The sequence below is a fragment of the Candidatus Electronema sp. JC genome, from assembly GCF_048287365.2.
In the GTDB taxonomy this organism is placed as follows: Bacteria; Desulfobacterota; Desulfobulbia; order Desulfobulbales; family Desulfobulbaceae; genus Electronema.
The window spans coordinates 1-26,466 of sequence record NZ_JBLWEM020000038.1 but is presented as its reverse complement, the minus strand read 5'-3'; the positions used below and the strand labels follow the sequence as shown (position 1 = coordinate 26,466).

At 59.6% G+C, this 26,466-nt stretch carries 25 protein-coding genes; 23 read left to right on the top strand and 2 right to left on the bottom strand.

Annotation, left to right across the window (positions count from 1 at the left end; translation table 11 throughout):
• The first annotated feature begins 116 nt into the window (after positions 1–116).
• The 8 genes from ACNKH3_RS06070 (at position 117) to ACNKH3_RS06035 (ending at position 7,612) form a co-directional block, all read left to right on the top strand.
• Positions 117–917, top strand: a complete 801-nt coding sequence (locus ACNKH3_RS06070) for a YdcF family protein (protein WP_420208610.1) — start codon at positions 117–119, stop codon at positions 915–917.
• 15 nt (positions 918–932) lie between these two features.
• Entirely contained in the window at positions 933–2,381 is a 1,449-nt protein-coding gene (locus ACNKH3_RS06065; protein WP_417916221.1) for an exodeoxyribonuclease III, read from the top strand.
• 5 nt (positions 2,382–2,386) lie between these two features.
• Positions 2,387–4,084: a hypothetical protein gene (locus ACNKH3_RS06060; RefSeq protein ID WP_420208609.1), complete on the top strand. Its 1,698-nt coding sequence runs from the start codon at positions 2,387–2,389 to the stop codon at positions 4,082–4,084.
• Entirely contained in the window at positions 4,081–4,803 is a 723-nt protein-coding gene (locus ACNKH3_RS06055) for a glycosyltransferase family 2 protein (protein ID WP_420208608.1), read from the top strand. The genes ACNKH3_RS06060 and ACNKH3_RS06055 overlap by 4 nt, the downstream gene beginning before the upstream one ends.
• 12 nt (positions 4,804–4,815) lie before the next feature.
• On the top strand, positions 4,816–5,670 hold the full coding sequence (gene dapF / locus ACNKH3_RS06050; RefSeq protein ID WP_420208607.1) for a diaminopimelate epimerase: 855 nt from the start codon (positions 4,816–4,818) through the stop codon (positions 5,668–5,670).
• A gap of 17 nt (positions 5,671–5,687) precedes the next feature.
• Positions 5,688–6,578, top strand: coding sequence for a 4-hydroxy-tetrahydrodipicolinate synthase (gene dapA / locus ACNKH3_RS06045; protein WP_420208606.1), 891 nt, complete (start codon positions 5,688–5,690; stop codon positions 6,576–6,578).
• A gap of 96 nt (positions 6,579–6,674) precedes the next feature.
• Entirely contained in the window at positions 6,675–7,094 is a 420-nt protein-coding gene (locus tag ACNKH3_RS06040) for a Uma2 family endonuclease (RefSeq protein WP_420208605.1), read from the top strand.
• Positions 7,095–7,156: 62 nt separating this feature from the next.
• Positions 7,157–7,612 (top strand): phosphatidylglycerophosphatase A, encoded by a 456-nt coding sequence (locus tag ACNKH3_RS06035; RefSeq protein WP_420208604.1) that lies wholly within the window; start codon positions 7,157–7,159, stop codon positions 7,610–7,612.
• 2 nt (positions 7,613–7,614) lie between these two features.
• Here the strand turns inward: ACNKH3_RS06035 and glyQ are convergent, their stop codons facing one another.
• The gene (gene glyQ / locus ACNKH3_RS06030; protein ID WP_420208603.1) at positions 7,615–8,511 is read right to left on the bottom strand and encodes a glycine--tRNA ligase subunit alpha; all 897 of its coding nucleotides are present in this window, start codon (positions 8,509–8,511) and stop codon (positions 7,615–7,617) included.
• Between the two features lie 89 nt (positions 8,512–8,600).
• Here glyQ and ACNKH3_RS06025 point away from each other — a divergent pair, with 89 nt between their 5' ends.
• The 11 genes from ACNKH3_RS06025 (at position 8,601) to ACNKH3_RS05975 (ending at position 19,365) form a co-directional block, all read left to right on the top strand.
• A complete protein-coding gene (locus ACNKH3_RS06025; protein ID WP_420208602.1) occupies positions 8,601–9,134 on the top strand; it encodes a CoA-binding protein in 534 nt (177 codons plus the stop codon).
• Positions 9,118–10,671, top strand: a complete 1,554-nt coding sequence (locus ACNKH3_RS06020) for a hypothetical protein (RefSeq protein ID WP_420208601.1) — start codon at positions 9,118–9,120, stop codon at positions 10,669–10,671. Before ACNKH3_RS06025 ends, ACNKH3_RS06020 begins: the two co-directional genes overlap by 17 nt.
• 522 nt (positions 10,672–11,193) lie before the next feature.
• Positions 11,194–11,769: a flavodoxin family protein gene (locus tag ACNKH3_RS06015; protein WP_420208600.1), complete on the top strand. Its 576-nt coding sequence runs from the start codon at positions 11,194–11,196 to the stop codon at positions 11,767–11,769.
• 136 nt (positions 11,770–11,905) lie between these two features.
• On the top strand, positions 11,906–12,922 hold the full coding sequence (locus ACNKH3_RS06010) for a zinc-ribbon domain-containing protein (protein ID WP_420208599.1): 1,017 nt from the start codon (positions 11,906–11,908) through the stop codon (positions 12,920–12,922).
• A gap of 9 nt (positions 12,923–12,931) precedes the next feature.
• A complete protein-coding gene (locus tag ACNKH3_RS06005) occupies positions 12,932–13,750 on the top strand; it encodes a phosphate/phosphite/phosphonate ABC transporter substrate-binding protein (RefSeq protein ID WP_420208598.1) in 819 nt (272 codons plus the stop codon).
• A gap of 6 nt (positions 13,751–13,756) precedes the next feature.
• Entirely contained in the window at positions 13,757–14,770 is a 1,014-nt protein-coding gene (locus ACNKH3_RS06000) for a hypothetical protein (RefSeq protein ID WP_420208597.1), read from the top strand.
• Positions 14,771–14,855: 85 nt separating this feature from the next.
• On the top strand, positions 14,856–15,227 hold the full coding sequence (queD, locus tag ACNKH3_RS05995; RefSeq protein ID WP_420208596.1) for a 6-carboxytetrahydropterin synthase QueD: 372 nt from the start codon (positions 14,856–14,858) through the stop codon (positions 15,225–15,227).
• Entirely contained in the window at positions 15,224–15,898 is a 675-nt protein-coding gene (locus ACNKH3_RS05990; RefSeq protein ID WP_420208595.1) for a radical SAM protein, read from the top strand. Before queD ends, ACNKH3_RS05990 begins: the two co-directional genes overlap by 4 nt.
• Positions 15,899–15,915: 17 nt before the next feature.
• Positions 15,916–17,193, top strand: a complete 1,278-nt coding sequence (locus tag ACNKH3_RS05985) for a nucleotide sugar dehydrogenase (RefSeq protein ID WP_420208594.1) — start codon at positions 15,916–15,918, stop codon at positions 17,191–17,193.
• A gap of 52 nt (positions 17,194–17,245) precedes the next feature.
• Complete coding sequence (locus ACNKH3_RS05980) at positions 17,246–17,935, top strand: response regulator transcription factor (protein ID WP_420208593.1); 690 nt, start codon at positions 17,246–17,248, stop codon at positions 17,933–17,935.
• Positions 17,932–19,365, top strand: coding sequence for a sensor histidine kinase (locus tag ACNKH3_RS05975; RefSeq protein WP_417916702.1), 1,434 nt, complete (start codon positions 17,932–17,934; stop codon positions 19,363–19,365). Before ACNKH3_RS05980 ends, ACNKH3_RS05975 begins: the two co-directional genes overlap by 4 nt.
• 31 nt (positions 19,366–19,396) lie before the next feature.
• Here the strand turns inward: ACNKH3_RS05975 and ACNKH3_RS05970 are convergent, their stop codons facing one another.
• Entirely contained in the window at positions 19,397–22,600 is a 3,204-nt protein-coding gene (locus ACNKH3_RS05970) for an efflux RND transporter permease subunit (RefSeq protein ID WP_420208592.1), read from the bottom strand.
• A gap of 223 nt (positions 22,601–22,823) precedes the next feature.
• On the opposite strand from ACNKH3_RS05970, the gene ACNKH3_RS05965 reads away from it, so the two are divergent.
• The 4 genes from ACNKH3_RS05965 to ACNKH3_RS05950 form a co-directional block, all read left to right on the top strand.
• Complete coding sequence (locus ACNKH3_RS05965) at positions 22,824–23,069, top strand: hypothetical protein (protein ID WP_420208591.1); 246 nt, start codon at positions 22,824–22,826, stop codon at positions 23,067–23,069.
• Complete coding sequence (gene ablA / locus ACNKH3_RS05960; protein WP_417916532.1) at positions 23,066–24,394, top strand: lysine 2,3-aminomutase; 1,329 nt, start codon at positions 23,066–23,068, stop codon at positions 24,392–24,394. The genes ACNKH3_RS05965 and ablA overlap by 4 nt, the downstream gene beginning before the upstream one ends.
• Positions 24,378–25,217: a putative beta-lysine N-acetyltransferase gene (gene ablB / locus ACNKH3_RS05955; RefSeq protein WP_417916533.1), complete on the top strand. Its 840-nt coding sequence runs from the start codon at positions 24,378–24,380 to the stop codon at positions 25,215–25,217. The genes ablA and ablB overlap by 17 nt, the downstream gene beginning before the upstream one ends.
• 237 nt (positions 25,218–25,454) lie before the next feature.
• Positions 25,455–26,466: lysine--tRNA ligase (locus tag ACNKH3_RS05950; protein ID WP_420208590.1), on the top strand; the 1,012-nt coding region annotated here is incomplete at its 3' end.

Sequence of the window (26,466 nt, the reverse complement as noted above, 5' to 3'; positions counted from 1 at the left end):
TGCAGTCAAGTGCGAGAGTTAATTTTTACAGCAAAAATTTTGAAATTCAATTTTTCCCCTGAAATCGCCTCCAGCGCAACGGCAGGAATTGACAGCGGCGGGCCGCCTGTGGTTCAATGACCGAAAAAACGCCCGCCTTTGCGAAAACTATGGCCTATTTGCTCGCCAAGCTGCTGCCGCTGCTGGTTTATCCTCTCAGCCTCGCCATCCTCCTCTGCCTGAGCAGTGCCCTGCTGCTGTGGCGCGGCAGGCGGCGGAGCGCAGGACTGCTGCTTGTCATGGCTGCCGTGCTGCTCTGGGCGGCATCGACACGGAAAGCGGCGGAGCTGATCATGCTGCCGCTGGAAAAGCCGTATCCGCCGCAGCGGGCGGAAGCGATGCCGCAGGCCGGGGCCATTGTCATTCTTGGCGGCGTGACGCGGGGCGCAGTGCCCGGTCTCGGCCTGACCGATTTGGACGGCGGCGCGGACCGGCTGGTGCACGGGGCGCGGCTCTTCAGAGCGGGCAAGGCTCCGCTGCTCATCCTCTCCGGCGGCAGTCCGCCTGGCACGCAGCCAGAGGCCGAGGCAATGGCCGAGCTACTCGAATTCATGGGCGTTCCTGCGGAGAACATGCTGCTGGAGCCAGCCAGCCGCAACACGCTGGAGAACGGCACCAACACGCTGCCCCTTTTGCAGGCGCGGGGCATCCGCCGCATTCTGCTCGTCACTTCGGCGTACCACATGCGCCGGGCGCAGGCGGTCTTTGCGCGACTGGGGCTGGAGGTCATTCCAGCGGCGACGGACTACCAACTTGTAGAGCGCACCGCTTCAATTCTGGACTGGCTGCCGCAAGCGGACGCGCTGGAGATGAGCAGCAGAGGCTTGAAGGAGCATCTTGGCTGGGCCGTCTATGCGGCGCGGGCTAACATGCCATGAACACCAAGGAGCAGCATGAGTTTCCCCATTAATGAGGCTGTCGCCCGGCTGCGCAAGGAAGCCGCCGACTGGCAGGCACCGATTGTTGACCTGATCGCCGCGCAGACCGAAGACCCCTTCAAGGTGCTGACCGCGACCATCCTTTCCGCCCGCACCAAGGACGAGGTAACAGCGGCGGCGGCCCGGCGGCTTTTTGCGCAGGCGGAGAACGCTGAAGACCTAGCCAAGCTCTCTATTGCCGAGCTGGAGCGGCTGATTTATCCGGTCGGCTTTTTTCACAGCAAGGCGAGATATTTGGCCGCGCTGCCCGCCGCTTTGGCGCGTAACTTTGGCGGCAAGGTGCCAAAGACGGTTGAAGAGCTGATCCGCCTGCCCGGCGTGGGCCGCAAAACCGCCAACCTCGTCGTTGCCGTGGCCTTCAAAAAGCCCGCCATCTGCGTGGACACCCATGTTCATCGGATCATGAACCTCTGGGGCTATGTCGCGACAGAAACGCCTTTGGCCACAGAAATGGCCCTCCGCGCCAAGCTACCTGCGCCATATTGGCTGGAAATCAACTCCTTGCTCGTCGCTTTCGGTCAAGCCTTGTGCAAGCCGCGTTTTCCCCACTGCGACCGCTGCCCGCTGGCGGACATCTGTCCGCGCATAGGCATTACGCCGCGCAAGCTGCCTATGAAGAAAGAACTCTCTGCGGACAAACCGGCCTTGCGGCTGGTTTCATGGAACGTCAACGGCCTGCGGGCAATTGTGGAAAAAGGCTTTCTTGATGCCGTCCGCCGTCTTGACGCAGACATCTTCGCCTTGCAGGAGATCAAGGCCTTCCCTGAGCAGCTGCCGGAAGCGGCGCGGAGCATTCCCGGCTATCAGGCGTGGTGGCATCCGGCGAAAAAGAAAGGCTATTCCGGCGTGGCGGTCTTCAGCCGCAAGGAGCCGCTGAACGTGATTTACGGCTTGGGTCGGGAGGATTGTGACAGCGAAGGCCGGGTGCTGACCTTGGAGTTTGCTGATTTCTACTTTGTCGCGGCCTATTTTCCCAATTCCCAAGACGGGCTGAAGCGGCTGACCTTCAAGCTCGAATTTAACCGAGCCATGCTCGCCCACATCAACCGCTTGGCTGCGGAAAAATCCGTGCTGCTCTGCGGCGACCTCAACGTGGCGCACAAGGAAATTGATCTGGCCAATCCGAAGGCCAATGTCCAGAATCCCGGCTTCACGCCGGAAGAGCGGGCGGGCTTGGAGGAAATCCTGCAAGCGGGCTACGCCGACACCTTCCGCCTTTTCCACCCGGAGCCGCAGCGGTACAGCTGGTGGAGCTACCGCACCGCCGCCCGCCAGCGCAATGTCGGCTGGCGGATTGACTACTTCCTCGTGGATGCGAAAAGCCAAGGCCGGGTGCGGGCGGCGGAGATTCACAACGATATCCACGGCTCCGACCACTGCCCGGTGAGCGTGGATTTCCTGTGAGCATAATGCTCATTCTTTCTGGAAAAACTTTCCTCCGGCTGGCAGTGACTTTCGCCGCCTTGGCAGGAATGTACCAGCTCTGGCAGCAGCGCGAGCGGGTGCTGTATCTCGGCAAAAGTCTTCCGCAGCAGCGGGAGACAGTCTTTCAGCGGGCAGGCATTCCCCCGGAGCTGGTTGGGCAGACCGCCGAGCTGGCGCGGCACTGGCCGCAGGATCTCCGCTATCAGGCCAAAGGTGACGCGAACGCGCTGTCCTATGTCCAGTATCTGCTCATTCCCCGCATTCCAGTCAAAGACGCGGAGTACATCCTCAGAGTGCAAGGGGCGGTGCTGACTGCCGAGCCTGTTCCTGCGCCGCCTGCGGACGCGCCTGCGGCGGAACGCGCCACACCGAAAGGGCTGATTCTTTCCTTCGCCGTCCTGCTCGGCTGGGCCGCGCTGCTCCGCAAAATCTGGCGTGGACGCGCCACCTGGCCGGAAGCCCTGGCTCTGGCCTGCCTGTTCCTCACACTCCTGACCCTGCCGACCCGCTTCTTCTTCCTCTCAGCCCAGCCGGCCTTTGGCGGGGCGATCATCCTTGCCCTTGTCGGCTGGGCAACGCTGCTTGCGAACACGCTCCTCAGTCTCATGCAGAAGAAAGACAGGGCGGCGCAGCATGCTGCCAGCGTGAGCAGAGGCGGGCGGATATTCTCCGGCCTGCTTCTGCTCATCATCGCTGCCGGGCTGCTGTGGAGCTTCCTCATGGCGGTCGTTGTCGTGCCTGATGACTGGGATGCCTGGGCGATCTGGGGCAGCAAGGCCAAGGTGCTGGCCCTTGGCAGCGGGCCGCTGGAGGACGTGACCCGCTTCGGCCACGCGGATTATCCGCTGCTCTGGCCGACTGTCTGGGCCTTCTCCGGCTGGTTCGCGGGCGGCTGGGAAGAATGCTGGAGCAAGGGCTGGGGCGCGATCTTCCTCCTGCTCTGCGTTTGGGAAATGCGCATCGCGGTCAGCGCGCAGAGCGGCAGCCGCACAGCCGGGCTGCTGGCCGCTGCCCTCTTTGTCTCAATCCCCAATGTGCCGCTGCTCGCCTCGTGGGCCTATGCCGAAGTGCCGCTCTGGCTGATGATGACCTGCGGCTTGGCCTGCGTCCTCCGCTGGCGGCGCGAAGAAGGCCGCAGGGCAGATGCCGTCCTTGCCGGACTGTTCGCCGCTGCTGCCGCGCACACGAAAAACGAGGGCCTGCTCTTCGCGGCACTGCTCGGCCTGCTGCTGTTGAGCGGGCGGCGGCGCAAGGATGCCCTGTTCTCGCTGCTTGCCTTCACGCTCTGCTATCTGCCGTGGTTCTGGTGGACGCGGCTGCATCTTGACCTTGGTGCAGCCGTGCCGCAGCATTGGGATGCAAACAGCCTGCGGCGGGCCGCTAGCCGGATTGCTCCGGCCATGGAAGCGATTTTCGGCATGTGGAAGGACGTGCGGCAATGGAACATTGTTGGCGCAGGGCTTGGTCTTGCCGTACTTGGAACAGTGCTCAGGCGCAGACCAGACGCGGCACTGCTGCTCCTGCCAACCGGTCTTCTCCTCGGCTGCTTCACAGTTATTCTTTTCAATGCCAACGAGATATACTGGCAGATCGGGACAGCGTGGAACCGGCTGACTGTGCAGGTGTTGCCGCTGTTTTTGATGCTGTTGCTGATAATTCTTTTTAAAAAAGAAATCCAATGATCAAGAAAAAGATGGAAGAATATCTCTGCAAACTGTCTGTGGTCATTCCAGCCTACAACGAAGAACAGACTTTAAAGGCAGTGGTAGAGGCGGTGCAATCTGTCACGCTGCCCCTTATCAAAGAAATTATTCTTGTGGACGATGCCTCTACTGATAGCACCAGACAGGTGATAGAGCAGCTGCAAGGCGGCAATCTCGTCAAGGTGTTCCATGAAAAAAATCAAGGCAAGGGTGCAGCTCTTCGTTCCGGCATCGCGAAGGCGACCGGCGACATCATTCTGATTCAGGATGCGGATTTGGAATACGATCCGACGGAATATCCCAAGCTGATTCAGCCAATTTTAGATGGCAAGGCGGATGTGGTCTATGGCTCGCGTTTTGTCGGCTCAGAAGCACATCGGGTGCTGTATTTCTGGCACATGGTCGGCAACCGTTTTCTGACTCTGCTTTCTAACATGTGCACGAACCTGAATCTGACTGACATGGAAACCTGCTACAAGGTTTTTCGACGGGAAGTGATTCAGAAAATTGTCATTAAAGAAAACCGCTTCGGCTTTGAGCCCGAGATCACCGCGAAAATTTCTCGCGGTGGCTGGCGAATTTATGAGGTCGGTATTTCTTATAGCGGACGCACCTACGAGGAAGGCAAAAAAATCGGACTGAAGGATGGCTTCCGCGCCCTGTACTGCATCATCAAATACCGTTTCTTTGCGAACTGAAGAATATTCATCATGAACACATCTAATTTTCCAATTTCATTCGTCAAAATGAGCGGCACCGGCAATGATTTCATCCTTATTGACCACCGCACGCCGCTGATCGAGCCTGAATCCATGTCCGCCTTTGCCGCTGCTGTCTGCCGCCGCAAGTTTTCGGTCGGTGCGGACGGCCTGATTCTGATCGAGAATTCTGGACAGGCGGATTTTCGCTGGCGATTCTTCAATGCCGACGGCTCGGTTGCCGAGATGTGCGGCAACGGAGCGCGCTGCGCGGCCCGTTTTGCCTTTATGCAGGGCATTGCTCACGCCAAAATGCGCTTTGAAACCTTGGCTGGGCTGATCGAGGCCGAGGTTTCCGGCAAAGAAGTGGCGGTGAAGATGACTGAGCCGCGTGACTTGCGTCTGCATCAGACTATCACTGTCAACAATGCGCCGCTCATTCTGCACAGTCTTAACACCGGCGTGCCGCATGTGGTGGTCTTTGTCGACAATATTGAGGAAGTCGACGTGCGCGGCCTCGGCAGGGCGATTCGCTGCCATGAAGCCTTTCAGCCTGCGGGCACCAATGTCAATTTTGTTCAAAAACGCGGCGAGGCCTTCAAAGTGCGGACGTATGAGCGCGGCGTGGAGGACGAAACCCTCGCCTGCGGCACAGGCTCCGCCGCCAGCGCGATCATCGCCGCCCTGCTTGGACAGGCTGCCTCGCCCGTCGAAATCATCACCTCCGGCAACGACCGCCTGACAATTTTATTCAGCCTGCCGGAGCATAAGGCTGGCGGAACCGCGCCAATTGTTTATAATGTTTTCCTCAAAGGGCCTGCCCATGCGGTCTATCAAGGCGAGCTGACCGCCGAGGCATTGCTTTAATCCCCAAGGAGAACGAGATGACAGCAGCACAACGAATTCAGGGCGCGATCACCGCGATTGTCACCCCGATGCGCGACGGCAGGGTTGACGAGGAAAGCCTCGTCAATCTGATCAATTTTCAGATCGACAACGGCATTCATGGTCTTGTGCCCTGCGGCACCACCGGCGAATCCGCCACCCTCAGTTTTGCCGAACACAAGCGGGTGATCGAGCTGACCGTGAAGACCGTGGCAGGCCGGGTGCCGGTCATTGCCGGAACCGGGGCCAACAACACCCTTGAGGCTATCGAGTTGACCGAATCGGCCAAAGAGAACGGCGCGGACGCGGTGCTGTCCGTGGTGCCGTATTACAACAAGCCGAGCCAAGAAGGATTATATCAGCATTTCAAGGCGATCACCGAGGCTGTGGACATCCCGGTGGTGCTCTACAACGTGCCGGGCCGCACCGTCACCAACATGGCCCCGGCCACGGTCGCACGGCTGGCCGAGCTGCCCAACATCATCGGCATCAAGGAGGCCTGCGGCTGCCTGAATCAGATTTCCGAGATCATCCGCATCTGCCCGAAAGACTTTATTGTGCTGTCCGGTGATGACTTCACCTCTATGCCCACAGTGCTGATCGGCGGCAAGGGCGTGATCTCCGTGACCTCCAACGTGGCCCCTAAGGCGATGTCTGAGCTGATGGAAGCGGCTCTGCGCGGCGATTTAGCCACAGCCAAAGAGATTCATTACAAGTTCTTCCCGCTCATGGGCACGATGTTCTGCTATCCCAGTCCGGCCCCGGCGAAAAAGGCTGTGCATCTGATCGGTAAGATTGCCACGCCGGAAGTGCGCCTGCCGATGACCGAGATGGACGAGCCGTCGCTGAACAAGCTGACTGCTGAGATGAAGAAACTGGGGCTGATTTGATTCGTATGGGGGCGGTCGTTGGATCGCCCCGAAAAATGGCGGGGCAGATACAATGCGGGCGGCTTCGCATGAAAAAGCACATCAAAAGGAGAAAATATGAGTCCGTCGTATCACCATGGCTATGTATGCAGCAAATTGATTGCGGCGTTAAGCTCCGTGCCAGATATCACCGTTTTTACTGAATTAACTTTGCAAATTGAAGATAAAGATTATGTGCCTGACATTTGTCTATATCCAAAACGAGAAATTAATCTGACAGGAAAAGACATCCTCCGCATGACTGAAATGCCGCTGGCAGTGATAGAAATTCTCTCACCAACGCAGGCTGCTCAAGAACTTCTGGATAAATTTGACCGCTATTTTCAAGCTGGAATCCGCTCGTGCTGGTTAGTCACACCGTTTGCGCAAACAGTGAGCGTTTATCAGTCAAGCAGCCAAGCCGCAGTGTTTCACAACGAGAAAATTCACGACCCAGCTTTGCAAATTGAGCTTGAATGGAGAGCGATTTTTCTTTAACAGATGCTCTGTTCCAAAGACGTACAGATGACTCTGCGCTGAAATCCCCGTCGATACTTTTAATGGACAAGGTCTTCCTCTTTATCGCCACTGGCTTTGGCAGCGGCTGGCTGCCGAAGGCTCCAGGCACTTGGGGTTCGCTGGCCGGAGTGCTGCTCTGGCTGGGCCTGCATCAGCTCGCACCTGCCAGCTATGCCGCCGCGCTGGCCGTACTGTTCGTTCTTGGCACCGCCGCCGCCGGAGCCGCTGAGAAAATTCTTGATCAAGGCGATCCCGGCGCAGTGGTGATTGATGAAATCGTCGGCCAGCTCATCGCTTTGGCCTTTGCTCCAGCGTATCCCTTAGCACTTGCCGCCGGATTCGCGCTCTTCCGCTTTTTCGACATCCTCAAACCCTTTCCGGTGGGCTGGCTTGACCGGCATATCCACGGCGGGCTGGGCATCATGCTGGACGACATGGCGGCAGGGGCGTGCGCCTGCCTCTGTCTGCACGCCGTCCTCTGGCTGCTCGGCCTCTGAAGCTACGCCGCCTCTGCCAGCAGCACCTGCCGCTCGGCCAGCAGCGGCCAGCCCATCGCCTCGCGCTGGGCCACGTAAGACTGCGCCACTTGGCGGGCGATGTTGCGGATGCGACCGATGTAGCGCGTCCGCTCGGCCACGCTGATCGCCTTGCGGGCATCAAGCAGGTTGAAGGTGTGCGAGCACTTCAGGCAGTGATCATAGGCAGGCAGGATCAGCCCCTTCTCGATCAACTTGAGCGCGTCCCGCTCCCAGTTGTTGAAGTTGGCCGTCAGATCAGGAACATTGGCCTCCTCAAAGTTGAAGGCGGAGAACTCGCGCTCGGCCTGAAGGAATATCTGGCCGTAGGTCACGTCGCGGTTCCATTGGATGTCATAGACCGACTCCTTCTTTTGCAGATACATTGCCAGCCGCTCCAGGCCGTAGGTGATCTCCACTGTGACCGGGTACAGCTCCAGCGATCCAGCCTGTTGGAAGTAGGTGAACTGCGTCACCTCCATGCCGTCCAGCCAGACCTCCCAGCCGAGGCCGGACGCGCCCAGCGTCGGCGACTCCCAGTCATCTTCAACAAAACGGATGTCGTGCTCCAGCAGGTTGAGGCCGAACTCGCGCAGGCTGCCAAGATACAGCTCCTGAATATTACGCAGCGAGGGCTTGATCACCACCTGATATTGATAGTAATGCTGAAGGCGGTTGGGGTTCTCGCCGTAGCGTCCGTCAGTCGGGCGGCGCGAGGGCTGCACGTAGGCCGCCTTCCACGGCTCCGGCCCCAAGGCTTTCAGCAGTGTGGCGGGATGAAAGGTGCCTGCGCCCACCTCCATGTCGTAAGGCTGCATGATGACGCAGCCGACCGAGGCCCAATATCTGTTCAGAGCGGCGATGATGTCTTGAAAATACATGGCTGAAACGCCTCCTGCCGGTTAGAATTGACGGTCCGCGCAGCATGTGCGCAGCACAGTATTATGGCCTTTTTCCATCTTTGTCAATTATGTTCCCGCAAATCCCGCTTTCCGCCGCTGTCCGGCGCATCCTTGCCGAGAGCCGCAGCGTGGCTGTGGTCGGCCTCTCGCCCAAGCCGGAGCGGCCCAGCCATCAGGTCGCCCGCTACCTGCAAGAGGCAGGCTATCGGATCATCCCGGTCAATCCGAGCTGCGCCGAGGTGCTGGGCGAAATCTCGCATCCTGACCTGCGCTCGGTACCGGTGCCAATTGATATCGTAGACATCTTCCGCCGTTCCGAGGACGTTGAACCGATTGTCCGCGAGGCAATTGCCGTCGGTGCGAAATTGGTCTGGATGCAGCAGGGCGTGGTCAACGAGGCGGCGGCCAAGATTGCTGAAGAAGCAGGGCTGCATGTCGTCATGGACCGCTGCCTGAAGATCGAGCTGGAGCGGCTGCGCGGCTCGATTTCCGGTTGCCCGCTGCCGTCATCTGGCGTATATGTTGAAGTGAAGGCCTCGAAAAAGGCTGAAGAAGCTCATTGTAAAAAAACTCATTTTAATAATCATGAAGGAAATAATTAATACATGCAGGCGGGAAATTAAAACTATTTCCATGATTTTATTTACCGGATCTTGCGCTTTCATACTGATGCACTGGATCACAGATCAAGGTCCCGGTGTCAGTCCAGACTCCACTACATACATTGAGGCCGCACGAAGTTTGCTTGCAGGAAACGGCTTCTTCGTTCATGGCAAAGCCATGACCCATTACCCCCCGGGCTACCCACTCCTGATCGGGGTAGTGGACTTGTTTTACCCCGGTGATGTTCTTCAGGCAACTCGCTTTCTTGCCGCATTTTTTTTCGCCGCAAATCTTGTCCTTTTTTGCCTTGCGGTTCACATCTGCACTAAGCGCAGCTTAGTAGCCACGGGTTGCGCCATGTTGTCATTCCTGTCTTCAGCCCAAGTAATATCAGTACATTCAATGGCTTGGACGGAAGCTCCATTTGTCACGTTTTCTATGGCGAGTTTTTTTCTATTTTCTTATCATGTTGCGCGTCCTCGTCTATATGTGCTCGTATTGGCAGGTTTTATGGCTGGCTTCGCAGCAGCAATTCGTTATGTGGGTGTCGTTCTTTTTCCAACTATGGCCCTTGCATTATTTTTGTTGGATAATCGGTCTGTTAAGCTCAAGATGAGAGATGTTTTTATATTTGCTGGCGTTGCATCCCTTCCTCTTGCCTTTTGGTTGATCCGTAACATCTTGATTGCGCAATCCGCGACAAACCGAGAATTTGCATTCCATCCAATCGGCTTTGGGCATGTGAACAGCTTGATCTCTACTATGTATAATTTTGTCCTGCCTATATCTATTTCTCCTTGGACAAAGGCAATTCATATTGCGGTGGTTGTCGCTTTCTTTTTTTTGGGAGTCTCAATTATTTACCGAAAGGAGTATAACAGACAGAATGCAACGTCGATGGGAATTGCACTTCCTGTGCTTTGTGTTATTTATTCTGTCATATATATATTCTTTATTTTTATATCTATTTCTTTCTTTGATGCACATACACCGCTTGACAGCCGAATCCTCTTGCCAGCTATTTTAGCACTGACCATAGCAGGCATTACACTCGCTTGGTCGATGTCAGAGGAAATAAATCGACGCTGGATATGGCATTGCTTCGTTTTTCTTTTATTATTTTCTGTGAGTATTAATGAGAGCCTTGCTGTCACAATGGCGGTGGGCATCCATAAAAACGGCAATGGATATACTTCAAAATATTGGAATAATTCTGATATTATATATTATCTGTCTGATATTCACGATGGCAAGACAATTTACTCGAATGGTCCAGATGCGATCCTTTTTTTGACAGGGAAGGAAGCAGTTATGATTCCTGCAAAAGTGTCTGCAGTTACACGCAGAGTGAATGAAGACTATAAAGAAGAGATGAACCAGATGATTAAAAAGTGCAGTGATGGAAAGGCGCTAATTGTATATTTTAACGCATTAACATGGAGATGGTACTTGCCTTCCATAGAGGAAGTGGATGCCACGGATAACCTGCCAGTCTTAAGAAAGTACCAAGATGGCATCATATATGGAGCACCTTAAAAAAAAGCCGAACAAGATCCTGCGCTGGACGGAGGTTCCGCTACGCTTCGCCCCCGACAGTGAGCTTTATCATTGAGAATGAACAAACAGACAGAAGAGGAGTATGGTGCCGACCTATCGAAATCTTGACGAAAAAAAGCAGGTTTTAATGGTATAGTTTATCAGGATTGAAATTAATTCATATAGAAAAATAATTAAAACTATAATCACCTGCGCTCCTTTCGCTCTGATAATATCAGATAGAAATTATGCAGTTGGATTTGCAACTTCGTTGATTTTATTCAATTGGCGATTTGCGCCACCTGAATCCGACCTGATGTAATTATTTAACTTCAGAATTCAGCTGCGTAACTTCTGACACGAATCACTGCAGCTGGCCGTGGTCATGGACCGCTGCCTGAAGATTGAGCTGGAGCTGCTGCGCGGCTCGATTTCCCGTTGCTCCCTGCCGTCATCTGGCGTATAGTTTCGGGGGAATCAGCAGATGTTTTTTGTTTGACCAAAAAAGGGAGGCAGCACAGCATGAAGGTTGTGGCATTCAACGGCAGCGCGCGCACAGGCGGCAACACGGAGAAACTGATCAGCTATGTGTTTGAGGAGCTGGAAAAAGAAGGTGTCGAGACCGAGCTGGTGAGCTTGGCCGGAACCCACCCGCACGGCTGCATCGCCTGCTACCAGTGTTTTGCCAAAAAGAACCGCCGCTGCGCGGTGACAACCGACTGCATCAACGACTGCATCGCCAAGATGGAGGAGGCGGACGGCATCATTCTCGCCTCGCCCACCTATTTCGCCAACATGAGTTCTGAGCTGAAGGCCCTGATTGACCGCTGCGGCATGGTCTCGCGGGCCAACGGCGACATGCACCGCCGTAAAGTCGGAGCCGCTGTGGTCGCCTGCCGTCGGGGCGGCGCGATCCACGTCTTCGACTCCATCAACCACTTCTTCACCATCGGCCAGATGATCATTGTCGGCTCCTCGTACTGGAACGTCGGCATGGGCCGGGAGAAAGGCGAGGTCGCCGCTGATGCCGAAGGCGTGGCCACCATGCGCACCTTGGGCCAGAACATGGCCTGGCTGCTGAAAAAGCTCAAGGACTGACAGGCACCTGCGTCCAGCCTGTCCCGCCGCCGCCGGAATCCGGCAAAATAAGCATTGACCGCAGGCTTTCCGGGCCGTTATAACTGAAGCAGGGTTTTGCCGGACTGCGGCAGGCGGACAGGAAAGGAGCCGATGTATGCTGGTCATTTGCGAGGACTGCGCCAAGAAGTACCACATTGACGAGAGCCGGATCAAAGGCCAGCGGGCGAAGTTCGCCTGCAAAGCCTGCGGCCACATCATTGTGGTCGAGAAGCCGGAGCCGCCGTCCGGCAGTGTTCAGACTCCGGCGGCGGAGGCTCCTGTAGCAGCCAAGACCGCCGCCGCTCCTGCTCCGCCCGGACGGAAAACCGCCGCTGAGACAGCGGCCAAGGGCCGGGGCAGGCCGCTGGCCGTCCATCTGCTGCTCCTGCTGACCTTCAGCTTTCTCGCGGCGGGCGGCTCCTTTCTATATTTTTATTTCCGCAGCATTCCCGCCCTGCTGGCCGAAGAGGGCGAGCTGCGCAGCCTTGCGCTGGCCCTCACGCTGAAGGAGTCGGTGAAAACGCCTCTGCTGCGGAAAGATTATCTGCTTGTCAATCAGGAGACTGAACGCGCCGCCCTGCTGCCGGGCATGGCCTACGCGGCGGTGGTCAATGAAAAAGGCGCGGCAGTGGCCGGATTTTTCAACCCGCAGGCCGGATTTGACAGCCGCTTTTTGCAGCGGGTGCAGGATAAAGGCTTTCCGGTGGATGTGCTGGCTCAAAACGGCCTAAAGGCCGGGGCCAAAGAAGGCAGCATTCGCCTCAGCGTGGGCGGCCTGACCGTGCATGACCGGGTGCTGGCCCTCAGCGGGTCGGATGGCGAAGTTCATATCGGCATTCCTGCTGCCGAAGCCGAGCAGGTCTTACGGCAGGCCCTGCTTTCCCCGCTTTTTTTCGTGCCTGCCGGACTGGCCCTGCTGGCCGCGCTCCTGCTGGCCGCCCTGCTGAACAGCTTAGTCATACGTCCGGCCCGCGTTCTGACCAACACCGCCAACCGGATCAGTCTCGGCGAGCTGGACTTGGCCATCACGGCGGAGGGCTGCCGCGAGATGCGCGACCTCGGCACGGCCTTGGAGCGGATGCGCCATTCGGTCCGCATCGCCGTGGAACGGCTGACCGCCAAGCGGCAATAAGGTCGTCCCATGAAGAACATCATCTTTGCCCTGCTTGCCGTCCTGCTCTGCGCCGCGTCGCCGTTGGCCGCCGCTGAGGAGCATCTGCTGCTGTCCATGCAGCCGTCCGCGCCGCCGGAACAGCAGGCCGCCATGCTCGCGCCGCTGGCGGAGAAACTGAGCGCGGTGTTCGGCGCGCCGGTGCGGACGGTGCTGCTGCAAAACGCCGCCGAATACGAGGCGGAGCTGCTGCGCGGCGGCATCACTGTCGGCTATCAGAGTCCGCTGACCTATGTCCGGGCCTCCGACCGGCACGAGGTGCTGGCCACGGCGGCCCAAGGCAAGGGCGGCAGCCAGCAGCGGGGGATCATCATTGTCAGGCCGGAGGCCGGAATCAGCAAGATCGAAGAGCTGCGAGGCAAAAAGGTGATGATCGTCAGCCGGAATTCGGCGGGCGGTTTTCTCTCCCAGAAGAAGAGCCTGCGGGAGCAGGGCTTGGAACCCGGTCGCGACTTTGAGCTGCTGGAGGCTGCGGCAGGCCGGGAGGAAAACGTCATCATTGCAGTCAGCCTCGGCGACGCGGATGCCGGTTTCATCAGCGAAGGCTCCCTGCGCAAAGCGGACCGTTTCATCGTCCCCGGCTCAGTGGCCGAGCTGATGAAAACCGCGCCCCTGCCCGGCTGGGCCTTGTCAGTCAGCCGCGAGCTGCCGCAGGAGCGGAAGGAGAGCCTCCGGGCCATGCTGACCCAGCTCGCCGAAGACGATCCTGCGCTCAAAGCCTTGGGCATCACCTCCTTCCAAGCCGCCGCTGACGCGGATTATGATGTTGTCCGCAACCTGACTGAATAAGACGCAATGCTTCTGCCCCGGGAAAAGCCTTTTTTAAGCGGCCTGAACAGCTATTATCTGGATGTGGAGAAGTTCATCCAGCATCTGCAGGGTGAGATCGGCACCGGCTGCCTCTACGGCAAGGGTTCAGATCAGGAGCTGATGGTCTATTTTGACGAGTCAGATATTGTCCGCAGCCTGACTCAGAACAAAGGCGAGCACGCTTTGGCCTCAGAGCAGCTCGACCACGTCTTCGCCGCCCTCCGTCAGCGCAATTTCCAAGTTTCGGTCTATTACCTCGATCCCGACTCAATTTTCTTCTGGGGCCAGCTGCCCGCGTTCCGCCGCGCCAAAGGGCGGCTTTCCTCCGCCAAGGTCAGCCTGCCGGATTTGGTCTTCCGTCTGAACAAGCGGGAGTTCTCCGGCTTCATTGAGGTTGATGTCCAAGGCCGGAGCGACTGCGCCGTCCTTTTTTTTCATCAGGGCCTGCGCCGGGGCGGCTCCTATTACTGGGGCACCGGCGGCCTCAGTCCGGCGGATGACGACTACAACACCCTGCTGGCCATGCTGCAAAAGAGCGGAGGCATCTACAGTCTCGGCTATTTCATCAGCGATCCGGTCGCCGCGCCGCCGCCGCTCCCGGAAGAACAGCCGCCGCCGGAGGCCGACAATCCGGCAACGGCTGGCTGCCGGACGCTCACAGAGATCGACCGGGCGGTGAATGAATTTTTGACGGTCTTTCTCAAAACTGCCGAGGCGCGGGGCGATTTTGAGCCGCTTTTGGAGCTGAAGCTCAAATTCATTGATTTCGTCTCCATTTATCCAACGCTGGATCCTTACGGCGCGGCCTGCGTTTTAGAGAAGGATGGCAGCGTCACTTTCTCCGATGACGAGGCGGCCAAGGCGGGCGCGGAGGGCATTGTTGACTGCGCCTGGATGGTGATCGAAGAGCAGAAATTGCATAAAAAATTTCGCGCCGGGCTGAAAAAAATGGCGGGCAAAGAAGTCCTGCGGGCTGAAGGGATTGAGGTCGAACGCTGAAGAGGCCAAGTTCCCGCTTGCGCAACGCGGTTCCGCCGCGTTAAAGTAGGCCGAACCAGCAAACTTTGCCAACACAGGACAACCTATGTTCGACATCTTCATCAAAACACATTTCTCCGGCGGCCATCATCTGCGCGAGTACCCCGGCAACTGCGAGCGGCCCCACGGCCACAACTGGAAGGTCAAAGTGACAGTCCGCGCCCATGAGCTGGATCAGCTGGGCATGGGCATCGACTTCAAAGTGCTCAAGCAGCAGGTCAACGCGGTGGTGGACGAGCTGGATCACCGCGACCTGAACGAGCATCCCAGCTTCCAAGACTGCAACCCGTCTTCCGAGCATATCGCCCGCTATCTCTTCATTCAGCTGAAAAGCGTGTTGACGACCGAGCGGTATCAGCTCCATTCGGTGCAGGTGCGGGAGACCGACTCAAGCGGCGTGATTTACTACGGCGCATGAGCGGGAGCGAACTGCTGCGGGTCTCCGAGCTGTTTTACTCCATCCAAGGCGAATCGACCCGCGCCGGGCTGCCCTGCGTTTTCATCCGGCTCTGCGGCTGCAATCTGCGCTGCTCCTACTGCGATTCCCGCTACACTTGGGACGAGGCAGGCAAGCTGATGAGCGCAGCCGAAGCCTGCGCCGAGCTGGTGCAATATCCCGGCATCATGGCGGAGATCACCGGCGGAGAGCCGCTGCTGCAAGCGGCGGTTTATCCGCTCATGGACGCTCTGCTGGCGCAGGGCCGCGAAGTGCTTTTGGAGACCGGCGGCAGCCTGAGCATCGCGCGGGTTCCCGTGTCCGTCGGGGTGATTCTGGATCTCAAATGCCCGGACTCCAGGATGGCAGCCCATAATGACTGGGGCAATATCGGGCTGCTTCGCCAGCGCAAGGCCGCAGGCAGCCGCGACGAGCTGAAGTTTGTCCTCTGCTCGGAAGAAGACGCGGCTTGGGCGGCGCAGGTTGTCCGTGAACATCGCCTGACCGAGCTGCTGCCGGTGCTCTTCTCGCCTGTCATTGACCGCCTTGCTCCGGCGCGGCTGTCGGACTTTCTCCTGCGGGAGCAGCTGCCCGTCCGACTGCAATTGCAGCTGCACACGCAAATCTGGCCGGGAATCAGCCGGGGTGTTTAACATCATGAGGAAAAAACATGCCTGATCTCGCATCAACTAAGCTGGCCGTGATCGGCCTCGGCTACGTCGGCCTGCCTTTGGCCGTGGAATTCAGCAAAAAACTGCCCTGCGTCGGCTTTGACCTCAAGGAGCAGCGCATCGCCGAGCTGCGCCAAGGCCGCGACAGCACCCGCGAGGTGAGCGTGGAAGAGCTGGCCGCAGCCACGCAGCTTCAGTTCACCAGCAATCTTGACGAGCTGCGGCAGTGCACTGTCTTCATCGTTGCTGTGCCCACGCCGGTGGACGAGAGCAAGCGGCCCGATTTCAGCCCGCTGGAAGGCGCGTCGCGCACGGTCGGCCAAGTGCTCAAGCCCGGCGACGTGGTGATTTACGAATCAACCGTCTATCCAGGCGCGACTGAGGAGGTCTGCATCCCGATTCTGGAGCAGGTCTCAAGCCTGCAATTCAATCGGGACTTCTTCGCAGGCTACAGCCCGGAGCGCATCAATCCCGGCGACCATGAGCACCGCCTGCCGACCATCGTCAAAGTGACTTCCGGCTCCACGCCGGAGATTGCTGACTTTGTTGACCGGCTGTACGGCTTGATCATCACCGCAGGCACGTTCAAGGCCAGCAGCATCAAGGTGGCCGAGGCGGCCAAAGTGATTGAGAACACGCAGCGCGATGTCAATATCGCCCTGATCAACGAGCTGGCTCTGATCTTCAACCGGCTCGGCATCGACACGCTGGAGGTGCTGAAGGCCGCAGGCACGAAGTGGAATTTCCTGCCCTTCCGGCCCGGTCTGGTCGGTGGCCACTGCATCGGCGTTGATCCGTATTATCTCACCCACAAAGCGCAGCAGGTCGGCTATCACCCGGAGATGATCCTTGCCGGGCGGCGGCTCAACGACGGCATGGGCCGCTACATCGCCTCAGAGGTGGTCAAGCTGATGCTGCGGCAGCGCATCCACGTGGCCGACTCACGCATTCTCATCCTTGGCCTGACCTTCAAGGAGAACTGCCCGGATCTGCGCAACACGCGGGTGACGGACATCATTGACGAGCTGACCACATACGAGGCCGGAGTTGAGGTTTATGATCCTTGGGCTGATTCGGCGGAAGCCCGGCGGCTGTATGATGTGGCGATGATTGAGAAGCTGCCGGAAGGCCGTTACGACGCGGTGATCCTCGCGGTGGCGCACCGCCAGTTCCTCAGCTTGGGCAGGGCGGAGCTGACCCGTATCTGTCGACCGCAGGCGGTGATTTATGATGTCAAGCATGTGCTGGAGAAAGGGCTGGCGGACGGGAGCCTCTGAAATGGCGCAGGCAGGATTCTGATGACGGTTTAAACCGGCCATGCGCATCCTCATGATTGACGACGACCGCAAGCTCTGCCGCTTGGTGGCCGATTATCTGGAGCCGATGGGCTACACAGTCGATGCGGCGCACAGCGGCCCGGACGGGCTGCGGCTGTTCCAGCAGGGCGAGTATCAGGCGGTCATCTTGGACGTGATGCTGCCGCAGATGGACGGCTTCGCAGTGCTGAAGGAGCTGCGCCGTGAGTCGGATATTCCGGTGCTGATGCTCACGGCGCGGGGCGAGGAGACCGACCGCATCGTCGGCTTGGAGATGGGCGCGGACGACTATCTGCCCAAAACCTTCTCCTCGCGCGAGCTGCTGGCCCGGCTGCGGGCCGTCACCCGCCGCAGCCAGCTCACCGAAAGCCGGAGCAACACGGAGGCGGCGGAGCAGACCCTGCGCTTCGCCGAGCTGGAAATCGAGCAGGCCTCGCGCACCGTGCGCCTGCGCGGCGAGCTGCTGACGCTGACTCCGCTGGAGTACGACCTGCTGGCCGCGCTGGCCTGCGCCGCCGGGCGGGTCTTGAGCCGCGACCGCCTGCTGGAGGCGGTGTCTGGCCGCAATTATGATGTCTTCGACCGCTCCATTGACGTGCACATCTCCTCGCTGCGGCGCAAGCTGGGCGAAAACCCGCGCGAGCCGCGCTACATCCAGACGGTGCGCACCGCAGGCTACATGTTCATCGCCCCGCCGCTGTGAAGGCCGCCCGCTCGCTCTTCGCCAAAATTCTCGGCTGGCTCTTCCTCAACCTGCTCCTGCTTGCCGCCGCGCTGGCAATCTTCTTTGCTGTGCAGCTGAAGATGAACCTGCACGAGTTCTTCGGCCATCAAGGGGCTGATAGGCTCCGCGCCGCCGGAATGCTCATCGTCCATGACTTGGAGCAAACCCCGCCGGATGAATGGCCGGAGGCACTCGAACGTCACGGCAAAATTCACGGAGTGGATTTCCTCCTCCTGCTGCGCGAGGGGCTGGTCTTCTCGCCGAAGAAAGAGCCGGTGCCCGATGAAGTGCTGGACAAGGCCAAAGCGGTGCTGCTCCGGCATGGCCCGCCGGACGGTGCCGACTGCGCGGGCGGCGGGCCAAAGCCGACTGCTTGGGGGCGGAAGCCGCATCTGATCATGCACACCAGCACGCCCAGCCGCTGGTGGTTTGGCATCCGGGTGCCAATCTACTTAGAAGCCTCAGAGCGGCACCTGCCCGCCCTGCTCATCGCCGCCTCTGACTCCATCACCGGCAAGGGTTTTTTCTTTGATCCCCTGCCGTGGATGGTCGTGGCCGCCGCAGTGATTCTCATCTCCGTGCTCTTCTGGCTGCCGCTGATCCGCAGCATCACCAAGCCGCTGGAGCGCATGACCCGTGCCGCCGAGGAGATCGCCAAGGGCAACTTTGCCGTCTCCATCCACGAGCAGCGGGCCGACGAGATCGGGCGGCTGGCCGCGACCATCAGCCACATGACTGCACGCCTCTCCGCGTTCGTGAAAGGCCAGAAACGCTTTCTCGGCGATGTCTCGCACGAGCTTGGCTCGCCCGTGGCTCGGATTCAGTTTGGCCTCGGCGTGCTAGAGCAGCGGCTCGACGGCGCAAACCGAGAGCGCGTGCAGGACGTGATGGAGGATGTTGACCACATGGCCGCCCTGATCGGCGAGCTGCTGGCCTTCTCGCGGGCGGAGATGAACGCCCAAGCCGTGCGGCTGGATCGCATTCCTTTGTTGCCGGTGCTTGAGACCGCTGTGCGGCGCGAGGCGGCGGAAACAGCGGTGCAGCTACGGGCCGCACCAGAGCTGCATGTCACCGCCTCTGCCGAGCTGCTGACGCGGGCCATTGCCAATCTCCTTCGCAATGCGGTGAAATATGCAGGTTATGCCGGGCCTATCACAGTCACTGCTGCGGAGAACAGCGGGCAGGTGGAGATAATTGTCGAGGACTGCGGCCCCGGCGTGGCCGAGGAGCATCTTGACCGGATATTTGAACCTTTCTACCGGCCTGAGCTGTCCCGCGAGAGCGGCTCCGGCGGTGTTGGACTGGGTCTGGCTATAGTCAAAACCTGCGTCGAGAGCTGCGGCGGCTCAGTTTCGGCCTGCAACCGCCAGCCGCAGGGCTTCGCGGTGCGGATTGCGCTGAAGCCCTGAGCGGTCGAAGCTCCGGCAAAGCGCAGCATGACTACTCCCCTGCCAGCACCCGATACGCCGCTGCCCTTCCCTGCTCCAGCTGCCGCCAGCCAGCCGCCAGCATCTCCTTGCTCCGCTCCAGCACAAAATACAGCGTCGGCACCACCACAAGGGTCAGGAAGGTGGCGGCGAGCAGGCCGAAGGTGACGGCCACGGCCATGGACTGCCAGAACTGGCTTGACTCGCTGACCCAGGACATGGCGAGGTTGCGGAAATCATAGGACACGCCGGTGATCATCGGCACAAGGCCGAGGATGGTGGTGATTGCGGTGAGCAGCACGGGCCGCAGCCGGGTGGCTCCGGCAAAGACCACCGCCTCTTTGAGGGCGTAGCCGTTGCGCCGCAGCTGGTTGGTGTAGTCAATCAGAACGATGGCGTTGTTGACCACCACGCCGGCCAGCGAGATCACGCCGATGCCGGTCATGATCACGCCGAAGGGCATCTTGTAGAGCATCAGGCCGAAGAACGCGCCGCCCAGCGAGAGGATGACCGATGTCATGATCAGGAAGGGCTGGCTGACCGAGTTGAACTGGACAACCAAGATCAGGAAGATCAGCAGCAGGGCCACGGCGAAGGCCTTGCCGAGAAATGCCTCGGCATCCTGCTGCTCCTGATTTTCGCCGGTGAAGGTGATCTTGTAGCCGGGCGGCAGCGGATTCTGGGCGAGCAGCTTCTCCGCCTGCTCTCTGGCCACCGCGCCGGGGATTTTGGTCTCATCGACATTGGCCTTGACCGTCACCACCCGCTCGTTGTTGATCCGGCTGATGCTGCCCACTGAGCCGGTGACGCTGATCTCGGCCAGCGCGGAGAGCGGCACGGCCTGGCCGTTCGGCGCGGGAATCATCAGGCTGCGCAGCACGCCGTCATGCCGCCGCTCCGCCTCCGGCAGCTGCACGGTGATGTCGTAGTCCTCGCTGCCCTCGCGGAAGGTTGAGACCGCCAGGCCGTTGTAGGCGGATTTGAGAGCGAAGCCGATCATGCCCGTGGTCAGGCCAAAGGAGGCCGCCTTCTGCCGGTCGATCTGCACCTGCACCGACGGCGTGCCCTCGACGTAGTCGTCGCGGATGTCCTCCACATGCGGCAGCTTGGACAGGGCGTTCTTGACCTCTTTAGCCGCCGCGCCGAGCACCTCGAAGCGGTCGCCGGCGATCTCGATGTTGATCGGCGCGCCAGTGGGCGGGCCTTCAGCCTCCATGGCCACAGTCAGCTTGGCACCGGGAATGTCGGCGATGCGCCGCCTGATCTCCTCCACCGTGTCATGGCTGGACTCCGCGCGCTCGGCAAGGTCGATGAAGCGGATGCCGACATGGTTGGGCGTGTTGGCCTCAAAGGCGGAGCTGCCGCTGCTGGCCGCCACCGCGCGGGTGTAGATGATCTTGATGTTGCGCAGGTCGCTGGGGCCGTCCGCGCGGCCTTTCCCGGCCACCGCCTGCTCGACTTGGCGGAGGATGCGGTCAATGTACTCCAAGTCCGCGCCTTCCGGCACGTCGGCGTTGACATAAATGCCCTTGGGATCGGTGCTGGGGAAGAACTCCACCGGCTTCTTCAGGCCCACGGCCAGCAGCCAGCCTTGGATCATGAAGATGAGCATGAAGGCGGCTCCGGCCAGCAGCGCCAAAGGATGGCGGATGAAGAAGCGCAGCAGGCTGGCGTAGAGCCGCAGCAGCGGTGTTTGAATCGAAATCGGCTGCTCCCAGGAGACCATCTCCACGGCGCGGGCCTTTTTCGAGCCTTTCATGAACAGCGAGGCAAAGGCGGGATTGACCACCAAGGCGACAAAGAGGCTGGCAGACAGGGTGACGATCAGGGTCAGGGGCAGATAGCCCATGAATTCGCCCATGATGCCCGGCCAGAAGAGCATGGGCGAGAAGGCGGCCAAGGTGGTCAGCGTGGAGCCGATGACCGGCATGGCCACTTCCGAGGTGGCCTTCATCGCCGCCTCGGCCCGGCCTGCGCCCTGCTCCATGAAGCGGTAGATGTTCTCAATGATGACGATGGCGTTGTCCACCAGCATGCCCAAGGCCAGGGTCAGGCTGAAGAGCACGACCATGTTCAGGGTGATGCCCATCAGCTGAAGGATGGTGAAGGCCATGAACATTGAGAAGGGAATGGCGAGACTGACCATCACCGCGTTGCGGAAGCCCATGGCGAAGAAGATCACCACCAGCACCAGCGTCAGGCCGGTGAGAATGTTGTTCTCCAGATCCGCGACCATGGTCTTGGTGTCTTTGGACTTGTCCATCACCTTGCTGATCTCGGTGCCCTTGGGCCAGCCCGGCTGCCGCTTGGCGATGATCTCGTCCACCGCGTCGGCGATGGCGATGATGTTCTCCCCGGCCTGCTTCTTCACCGCGATGTTGACCGCCTGCCTGCCGTTCATGCGCGAGCGGCTGACCTCCTCCTTGAAGCCGTCAAAGACAGTGGCCACCTCCTTCAGATAGACCGGCTGGCCCTTGTGCGAGGCCACCACTAAGCCGTACAGCTCCTCCGGCGTGGTGAACTCGCCTGGCACGCGGAGCTGAAACTTGCCGTCGCCCAGCCGGAGGGAGCCGCCGGAGGTGTTGCTGTTCTCGCTCTGCACGGCGGACTGGAGGGAGTTGATGGTCAGGCCGTAGTAGGCGAGCTTGTCCGGCATGACCTCGATGCGGATCTCGCGCTCCTGGCCGCCGGTGACATCCGCTTCCAGCACGCCGGGCACAGCCTCGATCTCGTCTTCCAAGTCGTCGGCAATCTTCTTCAGACAGCTCAGGCCGCAGGTGCCGGAGATGGAGAAGACGAGGATCGGCATCTCCGAGATATTGACCTCGAAGACCTTGGGGTCGTCCTCCAGATCGCTGGGCAGCTCGTTCTTGGCCTCGTCCACCTTGTCCTTGACCTTGCGCAGCGCGTCGTCAATGTCGATGCCGGTGGTGAACTCCACGTTGATCAGGGATTCGCCCTCGGAGCTGACCGACTTGATGTTCTTCACCCCGTCCAGTCCCTTGAGCTTGTTCTCTATCTTGATCGTGATTGCGGTCTCCATGTCGCCGGGCGCCACGCCCCGGTAGGTCGTGGAGACGAAGACGTTGGGGATGCTGACATCCGGCTCCGCCTCGCGGGGCAGGGTCGTGTAGCTGTAAACGCCCATGATGGCGATCAGGGCGGAGAGCACCATCACGGCGATGCTCTGTTTGACTGCGGTGTCGGAAATGATCATGATGGTGTCATGTTGTTGCGCGTAATGGTGTATGGATTGACAGCTCGCCAAGGCAGAGCGTAACCAGATTTGCGCCTTGAAGCAAGCAGGATTTCAAGCCGCAGCCATCGTGAGCGGCTGGAGAGTCCTGAACAAATTCAGCCGCAGGCGGGCTGACGGCGACTGCCGCTGCGCCGCAGCGCGGACGAAAAAGCAGTTGACAGCGCTGGCAGCCCGGCTTAAGATGGAAGACCACAGTTCAAATAATCATCTCAAACAGTTGAGCGCGTCACAAAGCATGACATGGCAACGGCGGCATGACGGCTGCAAGTTGACAGCGGACACGCCTGCGCATCTCAATTGTTTAAAATTCTTTATTTTTCCTCAGCCTCCCCGCAGCGCGGCGGACACCTTCGCGCGTGAGCGTGAACGACCGGCCGGACTGTTCCGGCCCGTTCATATCGAATCCATCAACAAGGAGAGTGAATGATTTACACAGAACACCAGCAGGAGCTGGCGGAAAGGATTGATGCGGACGTTTCCAAGAAGACATGGCAGGACTGGAAATGGCAGGTGCGGCATCGGATCAGATCGCTGGAGCAGCTGGAAAATTTTCTTGATCTGGAGCTGAAGGAGGAGAAAAGGCAGCAGATTCAACGCACCATCGAGAAGTTCCCGCTTTCCATCACCCCGTATTATCTCTCCCTGATCAACAGGGAGGATTTTGAGCTGGACCCGGTTTTCATGCAGGCTGTGCCGTCAATCCGCGAGCTGGACATCACCGGCGCGGACATGGCCGACCCGCTGCATGAGGACGAGGACAGCCCGGTGCCGGGCATCACCCACCGCTATCCTGACCGCGTTCTCTTCTTGGTCAGCAATGTCTGCGCCATGTACTGCCGCCACTGCACCCGCAAGCGGAAGGTCGGCGACCGCGACAGCATTCCCTCCAGGGAAGTTGTTGAACAGGGCTTAGATTACATCCGCAGCACGCCGAGAGTGCGGGATGTGCTCCTCAGCGGCGGCGATCCCTTCCTGCTCCCGGACGACTTTCTCGACTACATTCTCACCGAGCTGGGCAAAATCAAGCATGTCGAGGTGGTCCGCATCGGCACCAGAACCCCGGTTGTCCTGCCCTACCGGATCACGGACGGGCTGGTGGCGATGCTGAAAAAGCATCATCCGCTCTGGATCAACACCCATTTCAACCATCCCCGCGAAGTGACGGCCTCGGCGCGGGCCGCCCTGGCCAGGCTGGCTGACGCGGGCATCCCGCTCGGCAACCAGACCGTGCTGCTGGCCGGCGTGAACGACTGCCCAAGAATCATGCGCACGCTGGTGCACAAGCTGGTGGCGAACCGGGTCAGGCCCTATTACATGTATCAATGCGACCTCTCCGAAGGGCTGTCCCACTTCAGAACGCCGGTGGGCAAGGGCATCGAGATCATCGAGAGCCTGATCGGCCACACCAGCGGCTTCAGCGTCCCGACCTACGTCATTGACGCGCCCGGCGGCGGCGGCAAGATCCCGGTCATGCCCAACTACCTCATCTCCTGGTCAACCAACAAGGTGGTGCTGCGCAACTACGAAGGCGTGATCACCACCTACAAGGAGCCTGACTCCTACGAGCCGGTCTTCTGCGACCGCGACTGCGGCCAGTGCAACTTGCAGCTCTCTCTGGACGACGCGCCGGAATGCCTCCCTGTGGGCATCGGCAGGCTGCTGGCTGATTACGACGACACCATCGCCCTGGTGCCTGCGGACAACGAGCGGATGAGCAAGCGGGACGGAGGGCAGGATGACGGCGAAGGATAAAATCGAGGAGCTGCGCGGCGGCCTGATTCAGCACGGGCCGGGCAATGACCGGGTGTATCTGATGCGGCTGGCCCCGGATGCGGCAGCGGATTTCCCGGAGCAGCTCGTCGCCTTGGCAGAGGAAAACGGCTATGCCAAAATTTTCGCCAAGGTGCCGGAGGCGGCAGCAGCCGGTTTTTTTGAGGCAGGCTTCTGCGAGGAGGCGCGCATTCCCGGCTTTTTCGCCGGACGGGAACGCGCTCTGTTCCTCTGCCGCTATTTGCAGGAGGCGCGGAGCAGGGAGCGCGACGCGGCGGCAATGGACAAAATCATGCGGCTTGCCAGGGAAAAGCAGGTCGGCGGCCTGCCTCCTCTTGATGCCCGCTTCACTGTGCGCCGCTGCGAAGAGGCGGACGCGGCGGCAATGGCGGCCATTTACCGGCAGGTTTTTCCCTCCTATCCCTTTCCCATTTCTGAGCCGGAATATCTGATCGAGACCATGCGCAGCCATGTCGCCTATTTCGGCATTGCAACAGCGGGCAGATTAATCGCTCTCGGCTCGGCGGAGACAGACAGCGAGGCCGCCAATGCTGAGATCACGGATTTTGCCACCCTGCCGGAATGGGCAGGCAGCAATCTGGCCCTGCATCTGCTCCGCCGCATGGAGCTGCATCTGCGGCAGGAAGGAATTCTGACCGCCTACACCATTGCCAGAGCCATGTCGCCGGGCATGAACATCACCTTTGCCAAGGCTGCGTACCAGTTCGCGGGCAGACTGAAGAACAACACCAACATTTCCGGCGGCATTGAAAGCATGAATGTCTGGCACAAGCCGCTGACCTGACCGGGCAGCCTCACAGCACAGCGCGGCGCCGATGACGAGGCCAGACAAGGGCGGGCGCGTGCTGCTGTTCAGCTTGCCCGACATGCAGGAAAATGGTAAGACTGAAGCCGCGGACATTCTTCAGGCGGGGCAGACGATTTGCCGCTTCCGCATACGCGGGATTGCCCGCAGGCATTCCAGAACAACCAAAGGCTGAGGGGCAGCGCGCGCCGTCTCAGCCTTGCATCTTTTACCATCATGGACAATTTAAACAACCTCCTCAAGCAGCGCCGGGAAAAGGCGCAGAGCCTCGCCGATGACGGCGTGAAGCTGTTCAGCAACGACTTTAAGCACCCGCAGCATATTGCCGAGATACTCCCGCAGGCCGAGGCCTTGGAGCCGGAGACGCACGCCCCGGACGGCGTGTCGTGCCGCATCGCTGGCCGGGTGATGGTGCTGCGCAAGTTCGGCAAGGCGGCCTTCTTTCAGTTGCAGGATGAGTCGGCCCGCATTCAGATTTACGCCCGCCTTGACGTGCTCGGCGACGAGCAGTTCGGTCACTTTAAGAAGTGGGACGCGGGCGATATAGTCGGCGTGGAGGGCAGGCCGTTCAAGACCAAGACTGGCGAGCCGTCCATCGAGGCGACCAAGCTGCACATGATCTGTAAGTCGCTGCGCCCGCTGCCGGAGAAGTTCCACGGCCTGACCGACGTGGAGACCCGCTACCGCCAGCGCTATGTTGACCTGATCGTCAACCCGGAGGTGCGCAGCACATTCCGCAAGCGGATGGAGATCATCCGCCTGATCAGGGCTTTTCTTGCCAATCGCGGGTTCTTGGAGGTGGAAACCCCGATGCTCCACCCGATCCCTGGCGGCGCGGCGGCCAAGCCCTTCATCACCCATCACAACGCGCTGGACATGGAGCTGTACCTGCGCATTGCCCCGGAACTGTACCTGAAGCGGCTGCTGGTGGGCGGCTTTGAGCGGGTGTTCGAGATCAACCGCAACTTCCGCAACGAGGGGCTGTCGACGCGGCACAACCCCGAGTTCACGATGCTGGAGTTCTACGAGGCGTATCGCGACTACAAGTACCTGATGGACTTCAGCGAGAGCCTGTTCCGCGAGGTCGCACAGAAGGTGCTGGGCACGACCGTCATCAGCTATCAGGGCAAGGAACTCGACCTCGGCAAGCCGTTCCATCGCCTGACCATGGTGCAGGCGATCCGGAAATATCATCCGCAATTCACCGACGAACAACTGAACGACCGCG

Coding starts and splice junctions, on each gene's coding strand:
- ACNKH3_RS06070 (WP_420208610.1), top strand. CDS start 117: ATGACCGAAAAAACGCCCGCCTTTGCGAAAACTATGGCCTATTTGCTC.
- ACNKH3_RS06065 (WP_417916221.1), top strand. CDS start 933: ATGAGTTTCCCCATTAATGAGGCTGTCGCCCGGCTGCGCAAGGAAGCC.
- ACNKH3_RS06060 (WP_420208609.1), top strand. CDS start 2,387: ATGCTCATTCTTTCTGGAAAAACTTTCCTCCGGCTGGCAGTGACTTTC.
- ACNKH3_RS06055 (WP_420208608.1), top strand. CDS start 4,081: ATGATCAAGAAAAAGATGGAAGAATATCTCTGCAAACTGTCTGTGGTC.
- dapF (WP_420208607.1), top strand. CDS start 4,816: ATGAACACATCTAATTTTCCAATTTCATTCGTCAAAATGAGCGGCACC.
- dapA (WP_420208606.1), top strand. CDS start 5,688: ATGACAGCAGCACAACGAATTCAGGGCGCGATCACCGCGATTGTCACC.
- ACNKH3_RS06040 (WP_420208605.1), top strand. CDS start 6,675: ATGAGTCCGTCGTATCACCATGGCTATGTATGCAGCAAATTGATTGCG.
- ACNKH3_RS06035 (WP_420208604.1), top strand. CDS start 7,157: ATGGACAAGGTCTTCCTCTTTATCGCCACTGGCTTTGGCAGCGGCTGG.
- glyQ (WP_420208603.1), bottom strand. CDS start 8,511: ATGTATTTTCAAGACATCATCGCCGCTCTGAACAGATATTGGGCCTCG.
- ACNKH3_RS06025 (WP_420208602.1), top strand. CDS start 8,601: ATGTTCCCGCAAATCCCGCTTTCCGCCGCTGTCCGGCGCATCCTTGCC.
- ACNKH3_RS06020 (WP_420208601.1), top strand. CDS start 9,118: ATGAAGGAAATAATTAATACATGCAGGCGGGAAATTAAAACTATTTCC.
- ACNKH3_RS06015 (WP_420208600.1), top strand. CDS start 11,194: ATGAAGGTTGTGGCATTCAACGGCAGCGCGCGCACAGGCGGCAACACG.
- ACNKH3_RS06010 (WP_420208599.1), top strand. CDS start 11,906: ATGCTGGTCATTTGCGAGGACTGCGCCAAGAAGTACCACATTGACGAG.
- ACNKH3_RS06005 (WP_420208598.1), top strand. CDS start 12,932: ATGAAGAACATCATCTTTGCCCTGCTTGCCGTCCTGCTCTGCGCCGCG.
- ACNKH3_RS06000 (WP_420208597.1), top strand. CDS start 13,757: ATGCTTCTGCCCCGGGAAAAGCCTTTTTTAAGCGGCCTGAACAGCTAT.
- queD (WP_420208596.1), top strand. CDS start 14,856: ATGTTCGACATCTTCATCAAAACACATTTCTCCGGCGGCCATCATCTG.
- ACNKH3_RS05990 (WP_420208595.1), top strand. CDS start 15,224: ATGAGCGGGAGCGAACTGCTGCGGGTCTCCGAGCTGTTTTACTCCATC.
- ACNKH3_RS05985 (WP_420208594.1), top strand. CDS start 15,916: ATGCCTGATCTCGCATCAACTAAGCTGGCCGTGATCGGCCTCGGCTAC.
- ACNKH3_RS05980 (WP_420208593.1), top strand. CDS start 17,246: ATGATTGACGACGACCGCAAGCTCTGCCGCTTGGTGGCCGATTATCTG.
- ACNKH3_RS05970 (WP_420208592.1), bottom strand. CDS start 22,600: ATGATCATTTCCGACACCGCAGTCAAACAGAGCATCGCCGTGATGGTG.
- ACNKH3_RS05965 (WP_420208591.1), top strand. CDS start 22,824: ATGGAAGACCACAGTTCAAATAATCATCTCAAACAGTTGAGCGCGTCA.
- ablA (WP_417916532.1), top strand. CDS start 23,066: ATGATTTACACAGAACACCAGCAGGAGCTGGCGGAAAGGATTGATGCG.
- ablB (WP_417916533.1), top strand. CDS start 24,378: ATGACGGCGAAGGATAAAATCGAGGAGCTGCGCGGCGGCCTGATTCAG.